The sequence below is a fragment of the Pseudomonas sp. CF161 genome (genome assembly GCF_000416215.1).
Lineage (GTDB): Bacteria > Pseudomonadota > Gammaproteobacteria > Pseudomonadales > Pseudomonadaceae > Aquipseudomonas.
On sequence record NZ_ATLP01000052.1, the window covers coordinates 62,676 to 83,222 of the forward strand.

The window sequence follows — 20,547 nt, forward strand, 5'->3', positions numbered from 1 at the left end:
GAGTGCCATAAGTGGGATCTGTCGCACATAAATGCAAAAACGGCGCACAGGCGACAAAGCCCGGGGCATTCTCCAGGCGCAGCCTCAGTGCCCGACAACGGGTACTCGAGGCTACTGATACTGCTGCGCCTGCCTGATCGGCAGCTCGACGCGAAAGGTGGTGCCGATCCCCAGTTCGCTGCGCACGCTGATCTCGCCACGGTGCTTCTTGATGATGCCGTAGGACAGGGACAAACCCAGGCCCGTGCCCTGGCCCACCGGTTTGGTGGTGTAGAAGGGGTCGAAGATTTTCTGCAAGCTGTCCGGCGCTATCCCCGAGCCGGTGTCGCTGACTTCGATCCAGACCCGTTCGCCTTCCACACCGTTGCTCAGGGTGATGGTGCCCCGTTCCGGGCCCATGGCCTGGGCGGCGTTGACGATCAGGTTCATCAGCACCTGGTTGATCTGCGACGGCAGGCACTCGACCTCCGGCAGCGGTGTGTAGCACTTGACCACGTCGGCCTTGTACTTGATCTCGGTGGCGACGATGTTCAAGGTCGAGTCCAGGCCCTGTTGCAGGTCCGCCCATTGCCATTCCTGGCTGGAGTCCACCCGGGAGAAGTCCTTGAGGTCCTTGACGATCTGGCTGACCCGGCCAATGCCTTCCTTGGATTCCTTGATCAGCAATGGAATGTCCTCCAGGAGGAAGTCCAGCTCGATCGCCGTGCGCAGTTGCACCAGGGATTGCAGCGCCGCCTCCTGGGCAATGGCCTGCTCCCCGTGGCGATAGGCATCGAGCATCTCCTGCAAGCGCCTGAAGTAGTTGTCCAGGGTGCCCAGGTTGGAAGAAATGAAGCCGATGGGGTTGTTGATTTCATGGGCCACCCCGGCTGCCAGTTGACCCAGGGACGCGAGTTTTTCGGACTGCACCAGCTGGGTTTCCAGCAACTTGCGCTCGTCGATCTCCCGTTGCAGTTCGGCGCTGGTCTGCTTGAAGGCCAGGGTGCGTTGCTCCACCCGCTCTTCCAGCTGGCTCATCTGCAGATTGGCCCGGGTGGTCATGTCCCACTTGGTGGTGAGGGTGTTGGCCATTTGCTGGACTTCGATATTGTCGAACGGCTTTTTCAGGATCAGCAGGCGGTCATGACCGTCCAGGCGATCGAGCAACTCGTCCCAGGAGTAATCGGAGTAGGCGGTGCACACCACCACTTGCAGCAGCGGGTCGTGTTTCCACAGTTGCTCGATGGTCTGTGCGCCGTCCCAGCCATCGGGCATGCGCATGTCGACAAAGGCCAGGGCGTAGGGCCGCCCGAGGCTCGCAGCCTCCAGCAGCTTGGCCAGGCCTTCCTGGCCGCCGTAGGCCGAGTCCAGTTCGAACAGGGTGGCGGCGGTCTTCGGCGCACTGCCGAACAGGGCGCTTTCCATGGCGTCCAGTTCGGCACTGTCACCGGTCTGGGGCGTGAGGATCTTGCGGAAGTCGACGTGGATCGCCGGGGTATCGTCGATCAGCAGGATGCGCCGGTTGATGGGGTTGCTCATGACTCACCTTCGGCGATTTTCAGGGGGATTTGCAGGACGAACAGCGCACCGGTGCCAGGTCCGTCGCTGTAGGCATTCAAGCGGCCGCTCATCTCGATGGCGGCCAGCGCGCAGCTGTGCAGGCCAAAGCCATGGCCTTCCTTGCGCGTGGTGAAACCGTGGACAAAAATGCGCGCCATGTTTTCCGGGGTGATGCCTTCGCCTTCGTCGCGGACGCTGATCTGCAGGGTCTCGCCGTCGACGATGCAGGTGGCCAGGGTCATGTTGCGCTCGTGGTTGGAGACGTCGGACATGGCGTACTTGGCGTTGCTGATCAGGTTGATCAGGATCAGCAGCAGCCGGTGCTTGTCGCCCATGATGCGCGGGATATCGGCGTACTCCTTGAGCACCGTCACATGGTGCCGGGTGAGGGCGCCGGAGTTCATGCGCAGCGCATCTTCCAGCAGTTCGCCGATCGACAGCGGCTCCAGCACGCTGCTGGCCCCGGCGTAGGATTGCTGGGTGGAGACGATGTCCTTGATGTGATCGACGCTCTTGCTCAACTGGGTCAGTTCCTCGGCCATGCCTTGCTGCTCAAGGTCAATGGCCTCCACCAACTGGTTCAGGTAGCCGGGGAGCAATTTGCCTTTCTCGTCCTCGCTGAGAAAGTACCCCAGGTCCTGGGGGTGCTGGTTGATCAGTTGCATCGCCTTGCCCAGGCCCTGGGTCTTGCTGTTGCGCAGTTTGCGGGTCACCAGGTCGGCGGAGATGTTCACACTGTTGAGCACGTTGCCGACATTGTGCAGGACGTTGGTGGCGATCTCCGCCATGCCGGCCTGGCGTGCGCTGTCCAGCAGTTCGCTCTGGGTATCCTTGAGCTCGCGCGTGCGCTCCTCGACCCGTTGTTCGAGTTCGTCGTTGGCCGCCACCAGCGCCCGGTTCATCTGGTTGATCTGGGCAAAACTGCGGATCAGGCGGACCGCCAGCCAGATCAGGAGCAATACCAGCAGCGCGGAAAACAGCAGCAGGTAGAAGTGGTAGCGCTGGTCAATGATTTCGGCCTCCTGCTGGTCATGGTTGAGCAGGTTGGTGATGTCGTCCAGGCGCTCGGCGACCGGCACCAATTCGATCTGTTCAAGCAGGCCGTTGACCAGGGGCTGCTCGCGCAGGATCAGCGAAATATGGTTGCTGAGCACATCGATCGGGTCATGAAACTCCTGGGGCAGCCGCTCCTTGTTCACTTGCAGTTTGTTCAGCCCCACCAGGATGTCGGCGGCATGCTCGGCGGAGGTGACCTGGGCGAACTCCAGGCTGCTGAGCAACAGGTCGTAGGTGTCGGTGGCGATATTCTGCAACTGCTGTTTGTCGGTGTCGGTGAGCCGCGCCAACTGGGCCTGGATGTCATCCTCGGCGGTCGGCAGGAAGGCCAGGGAGTTGCGCAGCACGGCATTGTGCGACTTGAACTGCTCCACCAGCCGGGTCTTCTCCTTCATCGCGTCAAGGTACGCATCCTGGGTGGTGCGCCAGGCTGGCGAGGCGTTGCGCCGGTCCTGGGAGGCCATGGAGTCGAAGCTTTGCCAGAGCCGGGTCATTTCACTCAAGGGTGAGACCAGCGGGTCGTAGTTGTGGCTGATGGCGACCCGGGCCTTGAGGATCTCGTTTTCCCATTGGGCGTTCTGCTGCATGATCTGGCGGATCAGGTCCCGGGACTGGGTGTAGGAGGCGGTCTGGTCCGAGCGCGAATTGACGTACAGAAACAGCAGGATCGACGCCAGCACGGCGGCGACCCCGGCCAGCAGGAAGAGGCTGGTGCGACGGGATACTTTCATAGAGGCTTGCCTTCCCATTCGCCGGTCAGGGTCTTGAGAAACAGGACGATCAGGGCGGTGTCTTCCGCGGAGGGAATACGCCCCAGCTGGTACTTGAACATGATCGCCACGGCGCCCTCGAGGGTCGGTTCCGACCCGTCATGGAAGTAGGGCGCGGTGACCGCGACGTTGCGCAGGCTCGGCACCTTGAACACGTTGCGGTCGTCTTCATCGCCGGTGATGTTGAACCGCCCCAGGTCCGCCACGGTCGGGTTGCCCCGGGCCTTGAAGTAATCGCCGAGCACGCCGAATTTCTGGAACATGTTGCCGCCGATGTTCACCCCCTGGTGGCAGGCGATGCAGCCGTAGTCCTGGAAACGCTGGTAGCCGTACTTTTCCTCCAGGGTCAGGATCGCGGTGTTACCCGCCAGGTACTGGTCGAAACGCGAGTTGCTGCTGAGCAGGGTCCGTTCATAGTCGGCCAGGGCGCTGCGGATATTGGCCTGGGTCACGGCGTCCGGGTAGGCCTCGGCGAATGCGCGGCCATAGGCCGGGTCGGCGCCGATGCGCTGGACCACGGTGGCCCAGTCATTGCCCATCTCGGTGGGGCTCTGGACCACGACGTGCACTTGTTCTTCCAAGGTTTCGGCGCGGCCGTCCCAGAACTGGCGGAAGTTCAAGCTGGCGTTGAACACGCTCGGTGTATTGACCGCCACGGGTTTGCCGTCAAACCCCAGCGATAGGGGCTTGTCATCGGCGCCGCCATGCTCCAGGCGATGGCAACTGGCGCAGGACAGGCTGTTGTTGACTGAAAGGCGTGGGTCGTTGAACAGCTGGCGTCCCAGTTCGACGCGCTGGCCATCCAGGGCCGGCACCGGCGGCAAGGACTTGAGGGGGCCCTCCAGCGGCGCGGCCTCGGCGCCGGCCGCGAGCAGCATGCTGGCGCAGAGCAGTGATGGGAGTGACGGCATGCTCGGTATCCTTACCTGGCGAAGGGTCATGAACGGCTTGGTTGGGGCTGGCGCGAGGCGTTCAGGAACAGCACGAACGCCTCGGGCTCCACGGCCTTGCTGAAGTAGAAGCCCTGGCCTTCCTCGCACCGGTAGCGCCTGAGAAAGTCCAGTTGCTCGGCGGTCTCGATACCTTCGGCGATGATGCGCAGGTTGAGGCTTTTACCCAGGTCGATGATGCTGCTGACCAACTTGGCGTCGTTGCTGTCGATACTCAGGTCGCGCACGAAGGATTGGTCGATTTTCAGCACGTCGACCGGAAATTTCTGCAAATAGCTCAGGCTCGAATAGCCGGTCCCGAAGTCATCCACCGCCAGCCGCACCCCGAGCCGCTTGATCGCATGCAGGGTGGTGATGGTGGTGGCGACGTTCTGCATCAGCACGCTTTCGGTGATCTCCAGCTCCAGCTGCGACGGGTCGAGCCCGGTCTCGGCCAGTGTCCGGGTCAGGCGTTCGACGAAGTCGGCCTGGCGAAAATCAATGGCTGAGACATTCACCGACATGCAGATGGGCGGCAGGCCCCGGGCCTGCCAGGCCCGCGACTGGAGGCAGGCGCTGCGCAGCACCCATTGGCTGAGGGCGACGATCAGCCCGCAGTCTTCGGCCACCGGAATGAACACCGCGGGGCTGACCAGGCCATGGCCGGGCCGGGCCCAGCGCACCAGGGCTTCGGCGCCGACCACGGCGCCGCTGGCCAGGTCCAGTTTGGGCTGGTAGTGCAGGACCAGTTCCTGGCGTTGCAAGGCCAGGCGCAGCCCGCTTTCCAGGGTTTGCCGGTGCCGGGCGTGGAGGTTCATGTCTTCGATGAAAAAACTGAAGCCATTGGGGCCGCAGTCCTTGACGTTGCGCATGGCGGTTTCGGCTTTTTTGATCAGGGTTACGGCATCGCAGCCATCATCGGGGTAAATGCTGATGCCCAGGCTGGCGGTTACCGCCAGGTCGTGACCGGCCACCCAGTGCGGGGTGTTGACCGCGGCCAGCAGTTTTTCCGCGACCCCCCGGGTCTGCTGCGGATGGACGATGTCGCTCAGGATCACCACGAACTCGTCCGAACCGTAACGGAACACCGAGTCGGACTCGCGCAGCGCCTGCGCCAGGCTCTGGGCGACGAGCTTGAGCATTTCATCCCCGGCGGGATGACCGAGGGCATTGTTGATCCGCTTGAAGCGGTCCAGGCCGATAAACATCACGGCAATCTGCCGCTCGTGGCGCCGGGACTGGGACAAGTACTGGGTCAGGCGATCACCCAGCAAGGTGCTGTTGGGCAGATCGGTGAGCAGGTCGTAGTGCAGCAGGCGGGACACGCTCAGCAGTTCCTGGACCCGTTGCTCGATGGTTTGCTCCAGGTCGCGCATCTTGACCGCGGCATCGTGTGTCAATTGCCATTTCCAGGTGAGGGCGCTGGCCATCTGGCGGATTTCCAGGCTGTCGAATGGCTTTTTCAGGATCAGCAATTGATCGCCGAATTCAATGCGCTCGGCCATGGCCTCCCAGGAGTAGTCGGAGAACGCGGTGCACAAGGCGATCTGCAGGTGAGGGTCGGTTTTCCATAGTTGCTCGATCGTTTGCAGGCCGTCCCAGCCGGGCGGCATGCGCATATCGATAAAGGCCAGGGCGTAGGGCCGGCCTTCGGCCAGGGCCTGCTTGACCCGTTCCACGCCTTCTTCGCCCTGATAGGCGGAATCGAGCTGGAAGTGTGATTGGGGAATGCGCGTGGCACCGAACAGCAGCGCTTCGGTGCTGCTCAGCGGGCCTTCATCCTCGGGGCAGAGGATCTTGCGAAAGTCCAGGTGGATGGCCGGCGTGTCGTCGATGATCAGGATCCGCCGGTTGGCGGTTGCGTAAGCAGGGTTCATTTGAGCGTCTCCGCCGTGGGGTCCGCAGCCTCGACGGCGGATGTGGCCTTGAGCAGTTCACCGGCTTGTTCGCTGTCCACCGCCAGTGCCGGGGAGTGCCCCAGTGGCATACCGCTGGACAGCAGGGTGATGCGCTGCTCCTGGGTTTCCACGCCTTCGGCGGTGACGCCGATCCCGGCCTCGCTGGCAAAATTGAGGATCGCGCGCAGGGTCAGGGCGTTGTCCGGGTCGCTGCTGGCACTGTCGAGCAGGCGTTGGGCGAGCTTGAGGTGGCTGACCCGGTAGGTTTTCAGGTAGTCGAACGAGGAATACTCGGTGCCGAAGTCGTCGATGGCGATCTTCACGCCCAGTTCGCACAGCCGGGGCAGTATGTCGTTGTGGGTCCACTTGGTCTGGGCCAGCGTGCCCTCGGTGACGTCGAATCGCAGGTCCCAGGGGCACAGGTTCCAGCGCGCGGTGGTCCGCAGTACCTGGTAAATCAGTTCCGAACCGGTCTTGAGCTGGACCAGGGACAGGTGGATCGCAATCAGCGGCGGCGCCAGGTCCTGGTCGCGCCATGCACGCATCTGCCGACAGGCCTGGTCCAGTATCCAGTGGCCCAGGGGGATGATGATCCCGGTCTTTTCCGCAACCGCCATGAACGCCTCGGCTTCGAGCCAGCCGCGCTGGGGGTGGAGCCAGCGCACCTGGGTCGCCATGCTGAGGATTTTGCCGGTGCCGAGATCGACTTCGGGCAGGTACTGCAGATGCAGTTCGTCGCGCTCCAGGGCCAGTTTCAACTGGTTGGCCAGGGCCACGCGTTGGGTGACTTCCTGGTTGATGTCCTCGCTGTGGAAGTGAAACTGGTTGCGGCCCTTGTCCTTGGAGCGATACAGCGCCATGTCCGACTGCGCCATGAGCCCGTCGGCGCTGAGGGTATGGGGGCTGTAGAGACTGATGCCGATGCTGGCCGAGACACGCGCCTCGTTGCCGTCCAGGAAATAGGGGAGCACCAGGGTGTCGAGGATCTTCGCCGCCAGGCTCGCGCATTGGGTGGCTTCCTCGACCTCCAGTTGCAGGATCGCGAACTCATCGCCGCCCAGGCGAGCCACCACGTCGTTTTCCCGGGTGCAGGACTTCAGGCGCCGGGCCACCTCCTGCAACAACAGGTCGCCAGCGGGATGACCCAGGGTGTCGTTGATGCGCTTGAAATGGTCCAGGTCCAGGTAAAACATCGCGAAGGGCGGCGCGCCGCGTCGGGCCGCGGCAAACGCCTGGTGCAGGCGTTCGACCAGGGTCGGGCGGTTGGCCAGCCCGGTCAGACCGTCGGTGTGGGCCAGCAAAGCGATTTTTTCTTCGGCCAGACGGCGTTCGGTGATGTCGAGGATGATGCCTTCCACCTCGACCAACTGGCCCAGGTTGTTGCGCACCGGGATGTAGCGGTTTTCCACCCAGCGAAAGCCGCCGTCGCCGGTGAGCATGCGAAATTCGATGGAGGCGCCGCAGACGTCCCGGTCCAGGGCGCGCAGCATGGCCAGCTCGACCTTGGCCCGGTCGTCGGCGTGGATCAGCGACTGGGCCCAGTCGGGGGACGCCACCAACTGCGCCGCCACATGGCCGAACTTGGTGATGTTGTGGGAGATGTACATCAGCGTGAATGACGGCTCGCCCCGCAGCCGATAGAGAATCGTGGGGCTGTTCTGGACGATGATGTTGGCGTCGGCCAGCTCGCGGGTGCGTTCCTCGACGGCCTGTTGCAGCTGGTCCAGTTTCAGCGCCGCGGCTTCGGTCATCTGCCATTTGACGGTCAGGGTGCTGGCCATCTGCCGGATCTCGATGGCATCGAAGGGTTTTTTCAGGATCAACAGGCGGTCGCCCAGTTCCAGGCGCTCGGCGATGTCTTCCCAGGAATAGTCGGAATAGGCCGTGCACAGGGCAATTTGCAGCTTGGGGTCGGCCTGCCACAGCCGCGAGATGGTTTCCAGGCCGTCCCAGCCGGGCGGCATGCGCATGTCGATAAAGGCCATGGCGTAAGGCTGGTCACAGTCCAGCGCCGCCTGCACTTTTTCCAGCGCTTCTTGGCCCTGGAAGGCCGAGTCGAGGGCAAAATCTTCTGCCGCAACGCTGATGGGAGAGCCGAACAGCGCGGCTTCGGCGCTGCCCAGGGGGTCTTCAGCGGAGATGCCGGGGGCCAGGATCTTGCGAAAATCCTGATGGATCGCGGCGGTGTCGTCGACGATCAGGATTCGCCGGTTGCGGCGATTCGTCAGCCCGGTCATTGCCAGGTTCCAGCCCAATGCGGCGACCTTGGGTTTTGGCTCATCGGGCTTCCTTTCGTGTTTGGCGCGGGCGATCCTTCCGGAGCCTGAGCATAGTCCTGTGCGGATCCAAGCGCGAATCCTGGCATTCAATTCGTACGCCGCGAGCGCAATTCATCTAGTCTGATGCCCACGGTGAGTCTGATAGACGTCAAACGGAAGGGGGATGCATGGACGAGTATGAAAACGGCGTGACTCAGCACCGGCCGACGATTCTGTTGGTCGATGACGAAGAACCGATCCTCAACAGCCTGCGCCGCCTGTTGCGCAGCCAGCCTTACGAGATCCTGCTGGCCGACAGCGGCGCCAAGGCCCTGGAAATCCTTGGGCAGCGACCGGTGGACGTGGTCATGAGCGATGCGCGCATGCCGGGCATGGACGGCGCGACCCTGCTGGCGCACATCCATCGGCTTTATCCCTCGACGCTGCGGATCCTGCTCACCGGGTACGCCGACATGACGATGATCGCCAAGGCCATCAATGAAGGGCAGATTCATCGCTATATCAGCAAGCCCTGGAACGACGACGAAATGCTGGTGACTTTGCGCCAGGCCCTGGTCTATCAGCATTCGGAAAGCGAACGCCAGCGCCTGGAAACCTTGACCCAGCAGCAGAACGAACAGCTGCGCAGCCTCAACGTGACTCTGGAAAAACACGTGGCGGCCCGCACCGCCGAGCTGCAGCAGACCGCCGACATGCTCGACCTGGCCTATGAAGAGCTCAAGCGCAGCTACGTGACCGGAACCGAGGTCTTTTCACTGCTGGCCAACCTGCGCTTGCCCAAGGCCAAGCAGACCAACCGGCAGATCATCGAACTGATTCGCGTCTACTGCGCCAGCCATGGCCTGGACGACGCCGCAAGCCGCGACATGAGCATGGCTGCCGCGCTCTACAACATCGGCAAGCTGAGCTGGACCGACAGCATGATGACGGCCCCGGCCGACTTGCTTTATCACACCGAGCGCGAGCTGTACCGGGCCTATCCGAAGCAGAGCGAGTCGTTGTTGATGACCCTGGAGCCGATGAAGGACGCGGCGCGGATCATCCTGCATCACCAGGAGCGCTGGGATGGCACCGGCTTTCCCGATCACCTCAAGGGCTCGGCGATTCCCCTGGGCTCGCGCTGGCTGAAGCTGGCGGTGGACTTTATCGAGTTGCAGCGCGGGCTGGTCCTCGAACGGCAGATGAACAGCGACGAGGCGCTGCTGTTCATTCGCAAATACGCCGGAAAATTGTATGACCCGGACCTGGTGGAAGACTTCGTCAAGGTCTGCGCCACCTTCCTCAGCGACGTGACCCTGGCCGATCCAAGCGTCAAGGACCTGAGCACCCGGGAACTGGCCGCCGGGATGATCCTGGCGCGCAACCTGAATGCCGACAACGGCATGTTGCTGCTCAATGCGGGCAAGGTCCTGAGCATGGCCCTGGTGGATAAGCTGATCGCCTTCGAGGCCATGGAGGGCGGCAAATACACGGTCTTTGTGAAAATCCCGGAAGAGCCGCTCGAGACCGCGACCCTGGCCTCCTGAGCAGCCCTTGAGCGCCTGAGGGCATCGAACATGCCCCCTCAGCGCTGCAACACCGCCTTGAGCTGCGGGTCATTGAGGTAGGCGACGTTGAGCCGGGTCCAGGGGTTGATCCGCGATTGCTCCGGGGAAAAGATGTGCCCGGGGGCGATCATGAACCCCTTGGGCAGCAGTTGCCGGGTCAGCTCCCGGGCATCGTCGATATGGGCAAAGCGGGCCCACAGGTACAGGCTCTGCTCGGGGCGCACGAACACCTCGGCGCCGATTTCCTCCAGCAACTGCAAGCCGCTGTCGGTGGCGCTGCGCAGGCGCTCCTGGAGGCGGATCAGGTGGCGCAGGAAATGGCCTTCGGTGAGGATCACGTCCACCGTGCGCTCGCAGAACTCCGATGAACTGGTGTGCAGCAGCATCTTCAGGTCGCCCAGTTCATCGATCAGCTCCTTGCTGCCGGCGATAAAACCGACCCGCAGCGCCGCCGACACCGACTTGGAAAAACTCCCGACATATAACGAGCGCTGCAACTGATCCAGGGCCGAGACCCTGATGGCCGAGGCCGGCTTGAAATCGGCCAGGGCGTCGTCGTCCACCAGGATCAGGTTGTGCGCCTGGGCCAGTTGCACCAGGCGGAACGCCTTGCTCGGCGAGAGGTCGGAGCCGGTGGGGTTATGGCCGATCGACTGGATGAAAAACAGCTTGGGCTTATGCACGCGCAGGTGCTGTTCGAGCACGTCCAGGTCCGGCCCGTCCGGCAGGCGCGGCACCGGCAGCATGCGCGCGCCCTGCAATTGCAGCTTGCCGAACAGCGGGTAGTAGCCCGGGTCTTCCACCAGCACCGTATCGCCGTAGCCGACAAAGCGCCGGATGATCAGGTCCAGGGCGTGATTGGCGCCGTGGGTGGTGACGATCTGGCGCGGGGTGGCGCTGATCGAGTAGGCCGCCAGCTTCTGCACCAGGTGCTGGCGCAGGCTGGCGTTGCCCAGGCGGTTGCCGTAGCGGAACAGGGTGCTGACCCCGGTGCGCATGATCTGCCGGGTGAACTTGTCGAGGCGCATGTCCATCAGCCACTCCACCGGCGCAAAACCCTCGCCGAGGGGGGACTGCCCGGGCTCGCGCACGAACTGCTGGCGCATCAGCCAGATGGTGTCCATGGCCCGGGCGTAAGGCGGCGGTTCCTCGGGTTCGCTGCCATTGGGCGCGCCCTGCTTGACGAAAAAGCCCTGGCCATGGCGCGCCTCCACCAGGCCCTGGGAGGCCAGCGCCTCGTAGGCATTGATCACGGTGTTTTTCGAATGGCCGAACAGGCGCATGCATTCGCGCAGGGACGGCAGGCGGTCGCCGACGCGGTAGGTGCCATTGCCGATCTGCTCGGCAAGCGACGCCGCCAGTTGCTGGGCCAGGGTCAGGTGCGCCATGGGGGGAAGTCCTGGGGGGGAATTATGCGCAGGGTACAGCGTGGGTACTGTCTGTCCAAACTGTACCTTCTTTGCCGCGACGCAGCGGATTAGGGTGGCGCTCACTGAACAACAATAACTGCGACAGGATTTTTATGAGCCTCGACTCCCGCCTCCCCATGTTCCGTAGCATGACCCCGGCCGAACGCCTGAATCACTTGCAGGAGCTGCTGCAACTGCCCGGCGCCGACGTGGCGCTGCTGCGCGATGCCGGCGCACTGCCGCTGGAAATCGCCGATGGCATGATCGAAAACGTGATCGGAAAATTCGAACTGCCCTATGCGGTGGCCAGCAACTTCCAGATCAATGGCCGCGATGTGATCGTGCCCCTGGTGGTCGAAGAACCCTCGGTGGTGGCCGCGGCCTCGTTCATGGCCAAGCTGGCCCGCGAAGCCGGGGGCTTCCAGACCTCCAGCTCGCTGCCGCTGATGCGTGCCCAGGTGCAGATCGTCGAGGTCGAGGACCCGTTCAACGCCCGGCTGAGCCTGATGCGGCGCAAGGCGGACATCATCGAACTGGCCAACCGCAAGGACCAGTTGCTCAACCAACTGGGCGGCGGCTGCCGGGATATCGAAGTCCATACCTTTGCCCAGAGCCCACGGGGGCCGATGCTGGTGGCGCACTTGATCGTCGATGTGCGCGACGCCATGGGCGCCAACACCGTGAACACCATGGCCGAGGCCGTGGCGCCGTTGATGGAGGAAATCACCGGCGGCAAGGTGCGCCTGCGCATCCTCTCCAACCTGGCCGACCTGCGCCTGGCCCGGGCCCAGGTGCGCATTGCCCCCGAGCTGCTGGCCACCACCGCGTACAAGGGCGAAGAGGTGATCGAGGGCATCCTCGATGCCTACAACTTCGCGGTAATCGACCCGTACCGCGCCGCAACCCACAACAAAGGCATCATGAACGGCATCGACCCGCTGATCGTCGCCACCGGCAACGACTGGCGCGCGGTGGAGGCCGGGGCCCATGCCTACGCCTGCCGCAACGGCCACTACGGCTCCCTCACCACCTGGGAAAAAGACCGCCAGGGGCACCTGGTGGGCACCCTGGAAATGCCCATGCCGGTAGGCCTGGTAGGTGGCGCCACCAAGACCCACCCCCTGGCCCAGCTGTCGCTGCGCATCCTCGGGGTCAAGAGTGCCCAGGAGCTGGCGGAAATCGCCGTGGCCGTGGGCCTGGCGCAAAACCTCGGGGCCTTGCGCGCCCTGTCCACTGAAGGCATCCAGCGCGGGCACATGGCCCTGCATGCACGCAACATTGCCTTGTCTGCCGGGGCGCGCGGGCCTGAGGTGGATTGGCTGGTGAAACAGATGGTCGAAGCCCGTGACGTGCGCGCCGACAATGCAGCGGCGCTGCTGGCACACAAGCGCGCCGAGGGATGAGCCGCGCCGCGCAACAGGCGGTGCGCCTGGTGGAAGTCGGCGCCCGAGATGGCTTGCAGAACGAGGCGCAGGTCCTCAGCCCCGAGGTCCGCCTGCAACTGCTGCAGCACTTGGCGGATGCCGGCTTGCGCACCCTGGAGGCGGGGGCGTTTGTCTCGCCGCGCTGGGTGCCGCAAATGGCCGGGTCGGATCAGGTGTTCCGGGCCCTGCCCGAGCGCCCCGGGGTGACCTGGACCGCCCTGGTGCCCAATGTCCAGGGGCTGGAGGCGGCGCTGGCAGCGGGTTGCCGCGAGGTGGCGGTGTTTGCCGCAGCGTCCGAAGCGTTCTCGCAAAAAAACATCAACTGCTCGATTGCCCGCAGCCTGGAGCGTTTCGAGGCGGTGCTGCAAGGCGCGTGCGCGGCAGGGATCAAGGTCCGGGGCTATGTGTCGTGCGTCATGGAGTGCCCATTCAGCGGGCGGGTCGAGCCCGAAGCGGTGGCCACGGTCAGCGCCGCGCTGTACGCCATGGGCTGCTATGAAATCAGCCTGGGGGATACCCTGGGCAGCGGCACGCCGAGGGCCACCCGCGCCTTGATCGAGGCGTGCAGCCAGGTGGTGCCGGTGACGGCCCTGGCCGGGCATTTTCATGACACCTACGGCATGGCCGTGGCCAACGTGCACAGCGCGCTGGAGGCTGGGGTCCGGGTGTTCGACAGCTCGGTCGCGGGTTTGGGGGGCTGTCCGTATTCCCCGGGCGCCACCGGTAATGTGGCCACCGAAGACCTGGTGTACCTGCTGGACGGCCTGGGGATGGAGCATGGCGTCGACCTGGATCGGCTGATGGCGGCCGGGGCCTTTATCAATGCCCGGCTGGGCCGGGAAACCGGGTCGAGGGTGGCGCAGGCGTTGCAGGCCAAGGGACGGCTGGCCATCGCCCATTGAGTGGTAGCTCTTCACGTGCATAACAATAAAAGCCCGCAGGGGCGGTGGGAGAAGTGCTTTGAAACCCGAACTCTATGAAGTGTGGGGCGACACGATTGACGGTCGTCACCTGATTTATTCGATCGGCATTGGTGCCTGCGTCAGCCTCGGCGCATTTTTCGGTGCCCAGCATTTGCTCAATGGCTGGGTCGAGTCGGCGCAGATGGCGCGGGCCTACGCCATGTTGCTGGGGATCGTCGGTTGCCTGATCGGCGGCGCCATCAGTGCCCGCCTGTTCAAGCCCAAGCGCCACGTGGTGGAACACCAGGCGGATCTGCGGACGCGGACCCAGGTCCTGATCGAGCTGCAAAGCGAGTTCGGCGACCTGGGGCGGCTCAGCGACCTGCCGCCGGAAACCATCGCCGAACTGCGGGAAATGGACCTTTACGAATTGTTCGCCCAGTACGAGCAGGCCCAGGCCGCAGCGGCACCGGGCAGTGACTTGCCGGCCACCGTGGGCCCCGTACAGGGTGTTCGCCCATGATCGCGCCCTTGCTCGACACACTCCTGATGGCCCTGGGCATGGGCATCCTCGGTGCGCTGATCTTTGCCGGCATCGGCCTGATTTCCGGTAGCGATGAAACCACCACCCTGGCGCCCCTGACCCTGCTGGTGGTGCTGCTCGGCGTGCCGGCGCCCGGGGTGTTGACCTTCTTCCTGGCCGGCGCGGTGGCCAAGCACATGACCCACGCGGTGCCCACGGCGCTGCTGGGCATTCCCGGCGACACCATGGCCACGCCATTGATGCGCGAGGCCAACTTCCTGCGCAACCTGGGGGTGCCGCACATTGCCCTGCGCAAGATGATTTCCGGCGCGGTGATCGCGGCCTTGATCGCGGTGCCGATGGCGGTGCTGTTCGCGGTGATGCTGGCGCCGTTCGGCGACATGATCAAACACGCGGCGCCCTGGGTCTTTCTTGCGGCGGCGGTGGCCATTGCCTGGTTTTCCAAGGGCCGGCTGGCGGCGGTGCTGACCCTGATCCCCTTCGTGATGGTGATCCTTGGCCTGCAAAGCTTCACCGGGCAGTACGGGGTCAAGCTCAGCGTCAGTTACTTTCTGGGGATCGCCATCGGGCCGTTGATCGCCGCGCTGTTTTCCATGCTGGCCCCGACGGAGCGGGCGAAGATGCGCCGCGATCAGGTGCGGACCTTTTCGCTGTCGCCGGACGTCAAGAGCTGGGGCGGATTCTTCCCCAACCCGCTCAAGGTCCTGGACCGCAAGCAAAGCCTGTGGACCGGCATCACCGCGGTGATTTCCAGTGCCACCTTCGTCTTCAGCCCAGTGGCCATGACCGTGATCATGGGCGAGTTGGTGGGCTCCCGGGTGCGGCATGTCTACCACCGCCTGACCACGGTGATTACCGCGCGCAATGGCGTGACCGAGGCCACCTACATCGCCGAGGCGCTGATCCCGCTGATCGCCTTCGGCCTGCCCCTGAGCCCGGTGGCCGCGGGACCGGCAGCGCCGCTGTTCAACGCGCCACCACGCTTCAGCGTCGACGCGGCCTCGGGCCAGGTCAACAACCTGCACTCGCTGCTCAGCACCTGGGAATTCCTCGGCTACGGCCTGCTGGCGGTGGTGGTGGCGATCCTGATTGCCTACCCCTTCACCATGAATTACGCCCACCGCGCGGCGTCCTACGTGTCGCGCAAGATCAGCCATGAAGCGGTGATCGCGACCTTTGTCGGGCTGATCCTGGTGATCGGCATCTGGGAGGGCGGTTTGCTCGGCCTGCTGGTGATCATCACCGTGGGCCTGCTGGGCGGTTTTCTCTCGCGTTTCCTGGGCTTCAACATCGGCGTGCAGTTCATGGGCTACTACACCGCCGTACTCACGGTGCCGGCCCTGGCCGCGCTGCTGGGTGCCTGACCTATGGCCTGCATAACCACACTCTCGGGGTTTCATCATGCCTAAGCTGATTGCGTTTTCCCTGCTGTTCGCCCTGGTCGCCGTGGGGCCTGGAGCCCAAGCCGCCGAGCCGTTGCCGAGCCTGACCTACCCACCGGGAGGCGCCCGGTTGCAGGCGCTGCCGGTGGCCGAGCGCGACCTGCCGACGGTCACTGCCCAGCGCTGGCTGCAGGTCTCGGACCAGGGCTTGCAGCTCGAAGGGCCGTCGTTCGACCGCGCCGGCAACCTGCTGTTTGTCGAAGTCTTCGGCGGCCAGGTGCTCAAGGCCGACCCTCAGGGCCGGCTCAGCGTCGTGGTGCCGAAGAACGCCCTGGGCTCGGCCGGGCTGGCGATCCACAAGGACGGGCGGCTGTTCGTGGCCGGCCTGGGCAACTTCAAGGACAGCGGCAACCTCACGGTCTACAACGCCGATGGCTCGGCGCCGCAGGTGCTCATCGCCGGCGACCGGCACTTTCTGGTGGATGACCTGGTGTTCGACCGCCAGGGCGGTTTCTACTTCACCGACTTCAAGGGCACCTCCACCGAACCCACCGGCGGCGTGTACTACGTGGCGCCAGGCAGCCAGCAGATCGTGCCGATCCTGCCCAGGCTGGCCATCGCCAACGGCATTGCCCTGTCGCCCGACGGCAAGACCCTGTGGGTCACCGAGTTCGCCACCGGGCTGCTGCACCGCATCGAACTCAAGGATGCGCAGACCATTGCCCCGTTCGGCGAGGCGGTGGTGTACCGCTTCAACGGCCCGTCGCCGGACTCGATGCGGGTCGATCAGGACGGCAACCTGTATGTGGCCCAGTACAGCCAGGGGCGGGTGCTGGTGCTCAACCCCAACGGCCTGCCGATCGGCCAGATCCTGATCCCGGGGCGTGACGACGGGCACTTCCTGCGCTCCACCAGCCTGGCGCTCAAGCCCGGCACCAACGAGGTGTACCTGGTGGCCAGCGACGGCGACCTGGGGCAGGGCAGCGCCATCTTCCGCGCCCGTGGGTTCGCCAAGGCGTTGCCGTTGTATTCCCATCAGTGAGAGTGAGGCGCGCCCTGTGGCTGGGGCGCGCGGTTGTTGGAGGTTGCAGCAGGCTGTAGATTTTTCCAGATCAACGTTCTGGTTATAGAATTGAATACTGTATAAAGAATTATGCGGGCGCTCGCGCCTGCGCAGTCATGTCTATAACAACAAGAACGGTAACCATCATGTCCTTCCTGAAAAGCCTTTCCATCGGCGCCAAGCTTCTGGTGCTGCCCGGGTTGTTTGTGCTCGCGCTGTTGCTCGTCTCGGGGATGGCCTATCGCGGGCTGGCCAAGCAGCAGGCGGTGATCGAAGAAATCGACCAGCTGCGGTTCCAGCAGTATCGCCAGGTGCTGGAAACTTCCGCGGCCTCCCAGGCGGCAATGGTCGGCGCCTATGCCACCGGCGCGCGCATTCTCGAATCCAATGGCCAGGCCTCCGCCGAGGAGCTGGAGTCGTACCTGGAAGATATGCAGGCCAGTGTCGACGAAATGCGTGCCGGGCTCGACAAGGTGGCCCGGGAAACGCGCCTGGGGGACGACGAAAAAGCCCTCTACCAGGCGGTGCAGGAGCAGGCCGAGGTGGTGGGCGAGGGGCTGGCCGAGTTCAAGCGCATGGCCCTGAGCGATCAGTTGCAGGCGGCCTCGCTGCTGGGCCGGGTCCGCGCCGACAACAACGGTTTGCAAGGCCAGTTCAACCGCCTGCTGGGGTTGCAGGCGCAACTGACCTCCGAGGCGTTTGCCGAGGCCGGGGCCATGCAGCGCCAGGTGTCGCGCATGCTGGTGGTGGTGTTGTTGGCCGCCAGTGCTCTGGCGGTGCTTGGCAGCCTGTTGTTGCGTGGGCAGATCATCCGCCCGATCCGCGAGATCGAGCAGGCGTCCATCCACTTGCGTGACGGCGACCTGACCCGGCGCGTACGGGTGATAGGCCGCGATGAAATCGCCCACACCGCCCAGGCGTTCAACCAACTGATCGACGGTTTCCAGCAGGCCATGCGCCAGGTGGCCGCCGTTGCCGCTTCGGTCGGAGCCTCGGCCGAAGAGCTGGTGGGGGCTTCGGCGCGGGTGGCCGAGAGTTCCACGGCCCAGGCCGGCGCCGTGGGGGCGGTGTCCATGACCATCGAGCAGATGAGCGATGGTATCAGCGCCATCTCGACCCACGCCGAAAGCCTGCGCAGTTCCGCCGAGGCCAGCCTGCGCGGGGCCCAGGACGGCCACCTGGCACTGGCCCGCCTGCTGGAGAACATCGACAGCGTGCGCCATGCGTTTTCGGCGATCCGTGGCTCGGTGGGGGATTTTGTCGAGAGCACCACGGCCATCACCACCAGCATTACCCAGGTCAAGGACCTCTCTGCGCAAACCAGCCTGCTGGCGCTCAATGCGGCGATCGAGGCGGCCCGGGCCGGCGAGAGCGGGCGCGGTTTCAGCGTGGTGGCCGATGAGGTGCGCAACCTGGCCCAGCGTTCGGCGCGTTCGGCCAATTCGATCAATGAGTTGACGGTCAAGCTGGAGGGGCAGTCCGAGGTCGTCGAGGAAGCCCTGCGCGCCGGCACTGTGGCCCTGGATGACAGTGGCCGGCTGCTCAGTGATTTAGAGACCACTCTGTTGCAGGCGGCGGAGCTGGTAGGCGACTCCACTCGCGGCGTCGACCGGATCGCCGATGCGGTCAGCGTACAAAGCGCCGGCGGGCGCGGGATTGCGGCGAATGTCGAGCACATCGCGCGCATGGCCGGGGAGGGCGACGCGATCACCCACCAGGTGTCCAGCGCCGTGGTGTCCCTGCGCGAATTGTCCGATGAGCTGAACCTGGCCGTTGGGCGCTTTCGTTTCGAGGTCTGACACACCCGGGTGCCCAGAGCACCCCGGATCAGCCTGGGCCGGCGTCGGCCCGGGCCTTGGGGGATTGAAGATCAACCGCCGCGCCAGGCGAAGCTCAGCCGCGGCGGGCGCTCGGGGTTAGCGATCGCGGATCAGTTGCAGGAATTCCTGGCGGGTGTTGTACGACTCGCGAAACGCTCCGAGCATCACCGAGGTGCTCATCACCGAGTTCTGTTTTTCCACGCCGCGCATCATCATGCACATGTGCTTGGCTTCGATCACCACCGCTACCCCTGCAGCCCGGGTGACCTGGGCCACGGCCTCGGCGATCTGCCGGGTGAGGGTTTCCTGGATCTGCAAGCGCCGGGCGAACATGTCGACGATCCGCGCCACCTTCGACAGGCCCAGGACCTTGCCGGTGGGGATGTAGGCAACATGAGCCTTGCCGATAAAGGGCAGCAGGTGGTGCTCGCACAGTGAATAAAGCTCGATATCGCGCACGATCACCATCTCATCGTTGTCCGACTCGAACAGCGCGCCGTTGACGATTTCCTCCAGGGTTTGGCGGTAGCCATGGCAGAGGTACTGCATGGCCTTTGCCGCCCGTTGCGGTGTGTCCAGCAAGCCTTCGCGCTGCGGGTCTTCACCCACGCCCTGGAGGATTTCGCGGTAGTTGTTCGCCAGCTCTGGGTTCATTGGTCGACCTTGTTGTCAGGGGTGAAAGGTGCGGGCCGGCCAGGTCTGTGCCTGGCTCAAGCCTTGGTGCAACAGCTGCGGCTCAAGGGCGCTGCACGGCCAGGGCGACTCCCATGCCGCCGCCGATGCACAAGGTCGCCAGGCCTTTTTTGACATCGCGCCTGGCCATTTCGTGAAGCAGGGTCACCAGCACCCGGCAACCCGAGGCGCCAATCGGGTGGCCCAGGGCAATGGCGCCGCCGTTGACGTTGACTTTGGCGCTGTCCCAGCCCAGGGTCTTGCCCACCGCCAGTGACTGGGCGGCGAAGGCTTCGTTGGCCTCGATCAGGTCCAGCTCCTCCAGGCTCCAGGCGGCTTTACCCAGGCATTTGCGGGTGGCCGAGACCGGGCCGATGCCCATGATCGCCGGGTCGACCCCGCTACTGGCGTAAGCCTTGATCGTGGCCAGCACCGGCACGCCCAATTCCCGGGCCGTGCTCGCGCTCATCAAGAGCACCGCCGCCGCGCCATCGTTGATCGCCGAGGCGTTGCCGGCGGTGACGCTGCCGTCTTTCTTGAACGCCGGCTTGAGCTTGGCCAGGCTGTCGGCGCTGGTCTGGGGACGGGGTTGTTCATCCGCCGCAAACAGCAGCGGCTCGCCCTGGCGCCGGGCAATCGACACCGGGGTGATTTCCGCGGTGAAACGCCCAGCCTCCTGGGCCGCGCAGGCCAACTGCTGGGAGCGCAGGGCGTAGGCATCCTGTTGTTCCCGGGTCAGGCCGTGGCCGTCCACCAGATTTTCCGCGGTGATGCCCATGTGGTAGCCGTTGAAGGCGTCGAGCAGGCCATCCTCCAGCAGCGAGTCGGCCAGTGGCGCGTGGCCCATGCGCAAGCCGGTGCGGGCCTTGGCCAGGGTGTAGGGGGCCAGGCTCATGTTTTCCATGCCACCGGCAATCACCACCTGCGCATCGCCGCAGCGAATCGCCTGGGCCGCCAGGGCCACGGATTTCAACCCGGAGCCGCAGAGCTTGTTCAGGGTCATGGCCGACACCCCATGGGGCAGGCCGGCGTTCAGCGCTGCCTGGCGCGCCGGGTTCTGCCCGCAACCGGCGGTCAGCACCTGGCCGAGAATCACCTCATCCACCCGGCTGCCCTCGATGCCGGCCTGCTTCAGCAGGGCCTGGATCACCACGCTGCCCAACTCCACGGCGGGGGTGGTGGCCAGGGCGCCCTGGAAGGTGCCGATGGCGGTGCGGGTGGCCGCGACTATGACGACGTCTTGCATATCTGTACTCCCCTTGAATAAAAGGCCTGGCGCCCTTGCCGAGTCGCCAGGCCCTGCCAGGTGGCAG

At 64.5% G+C, this 20,547-nt stretch carries 15 protein-coding genes; 7 read left to right on the plus strand and 8 right to left on the minus strand.

The annotated features are described in order from the left end of the window. Positions 1-111: 111 nt before the first annotated feature. The 5 genes from CF161_RS09200 to CF161_RS09220 are packed head-to-tail and all read right to left on the minus strand — an operon-like array spanning position 112 to position 8,429. The gene (locus CF161_RS09200; protein ID WP_020296305.1) at positions 112-1,518 is read right to left on the minus strand and encodes an ATP-binding protein; all 1,407 of its coding nucleotides are present in this window, start codon (positions 1,516-1,518) and stop codon (positions 112-114) included. Further along, positions 1,515-3,326, minus strand: a complete 1,812-nt coding sequence (locus CF161_RS09205) for a DAHL domain-containing protein (protein ID WP_020296306.1) — start codon at positions 3,324-3,326, stop codon at positions 1,515-1,517. The genes CF161_RS09200 and CF161_RS09205 overlap by 4 nt, the downstream gene beginning before the upstream one ends. Next, on the minus strand, positions 3,323-4,276 hold the full coding sequence (locus tag CF161_RS09210; protein ID WP_020296307.1) for a cytochrome-c peroxidase: 954 nt from the start codon (positions 4,274-4,276) through the stop codon (positions 3,323-3,325). Before CF161_RS09210 ends, CF161_RS09205 begins: the two co-directional genes overlap by 4 nt. A gap of 26 nt (positions 4,277-4,302) precedes the next feature. Beyond that, positions 4,303-6,171, minus strand: a complete 1,869-nt coding sequence (locus CF161_RS09215) for a GGDEF and EAL domain-containing protein (RefSeq protein WP_020296308.1) — start codon at positions 6,169-6,171, stop codon at positions 4,303-4,305. Further along, on the minus strand, positions 6,168-8,429 hold the full coding sequence (locus CF161_RS09220; protein WP_020296309.1) for an EAL domain-containing protein: 2,262 nt from the start codon (positions 8,427-8,429) through the stop codon (positions 6,168-6,170). The genes CF161_RS09215 and CF161_RS09220 overlap by 4 nt, the downstream gene beginning before the upstream one ends. 209 nt (positions 8,430-8,638) lie before the next feature. Between CF161_RS09220 and CF161_RS09225 the strand changes: the two genes are divergently transcribed. Next, positions 8,639-9,997, plus strand: coding sequence for an HD domain-containing phosphohydrolase (locus tag CF161_RS09225; RefSeq protein ID WP_020296310.1), 1,359 nt, complete (start codon positions 8,639-8,641; stop codon positions 9,995-9,997). Positions 9,998-10,035: 38 nt separating this feature from the next. Here CF161_RS09225 and CF161_RS09230 read toward each other — a convergent pair whose 3' ends face one another. Beyond that, positions 10,036-11,406 (minus strand): PLP-dependent aminotransferase family protein, encoded by a 1,371-nt coding sequence (locus CF161_RS09230; RefSeq protein ID WP_020296311.1) that lies wholly within the window; start codon positions 11,404-11,406, stop codon positions 10,036-10,038. Between the two features lie 134 nt (positions 11,407-11,540). Between CF161_RS09230 and CF161_RS09235 the strand changes: the two genes are divergently transcribed. The 6 genes from CF161_RS09235 (at position 11,541) to CF161_RS09260 (ending at position 18,541) form a co-directional block, all read left to right on the plus strand. Then, positions 11,541-12,830, plus strand: a complete 1,290-nt coding sequence (locus tag CF161_RS09235; RefSeq protein WP_020296312.1) for a hydroxymethylglutaryl-CoA reductase, degradative — start codon at positions 11,541-11,543, stop codon at positions 12,828-12,830. Beyond that, complete coding sequence (locus CF161_RS09240; protein WP_020296313.1) at positions 12,827-13,753, plus strand: hydroxymethylglutaryl-CoA lyase; 927 nt, start codon at positions 12,827-12,829, stop codon at positions 13,751-13,753. The genes CF161_RS09235 and CF161_RS09240 overlap by 4 nt, the downstream gene beginning before the upstream one ends. 58 nt (positions 13,754-13,811) lie before the next feature. Next, complete coding sequence (locus CF161_RS09245) at positions 13,812-14,276, plus strand: hypothetical protein (RefSeq protein WP_020296314.1); 465 nt, start codon at positions 13,812-13,814, stop codon at positions 14,274-14,276. Next, positions 14,273-15,661, plus strand: coding sequence for a tripartite tricarboxylate transporter permease (locus CF161_RS09250; protein WP_020296315.1), 1,389 nt, complete (start codon positions 14,273-14,275; stop codon positions 15,659-15,661). The genes CF161_RS09245 and CF161_RS09250 overlap by 4 nt, the downstream gene beginning before the upstream one ends. Positions 15,662-15,698: 37 nt before the next feature. Continuing rightward, a complete protein-coding gene (locus tag CF161_RS09255; protein WP_020296316.1) occupies positions 15,699-16,721 on the plus strand; it encodes an SMP-30/gluconolactonase/LRE family protein in 1,023 nt (340 codons plus the stop codon). A 167-nt stretch (positions 16,722-16,888) separates the two neighbouring features. Next, the gene (locus tag CF161_RS09260) at positions 16,889-18,541 is read left to right on the plus strand and encodes a methyl-accepting chemotaxis protein (protein ID WP_020296317.1); all 1,653 of its coding nucleotides are present in this window, start codon (positions 16,889-16,891) and stop codon (positions 18,539-18,541) included. Positions 18,542-18,658: 117 nt separating this feature from the next. Here the strand turns inward: CF161_RS09260 and folE are convergent, their stop codons facing one another. Both folE and CF161_RS09270 read right to left on the minus strand, forming a co-directional pair. Then, complete coding sequence (folE, locus tag CF161_RS09265) at positions 18,659-19,216, minus strand: GTP cyclohydrolase I FolE (protein ID WP_020296318.1); 558 nt, start codon at positions 19,214-19,216, stop codon at positions 18,659-18,661. Between the two features lie 82 nt (positions 19,217-19,298). Continuing rightward, positions 19,299-20,480 carry an acetyl-CoA C-acetyltransferase gene (locus CF161_RS09270; protein WP_020296319.1) on the minus strand — a complete coding sequence of 394 codons (1,182 nt, stop codon included), beginning with the start codon at positions 20,478-20,480 and terminating at the stop codon, positions 19,299-19,301. Positions 20,481-20,547: the final 67 nt, after the last annotated feature.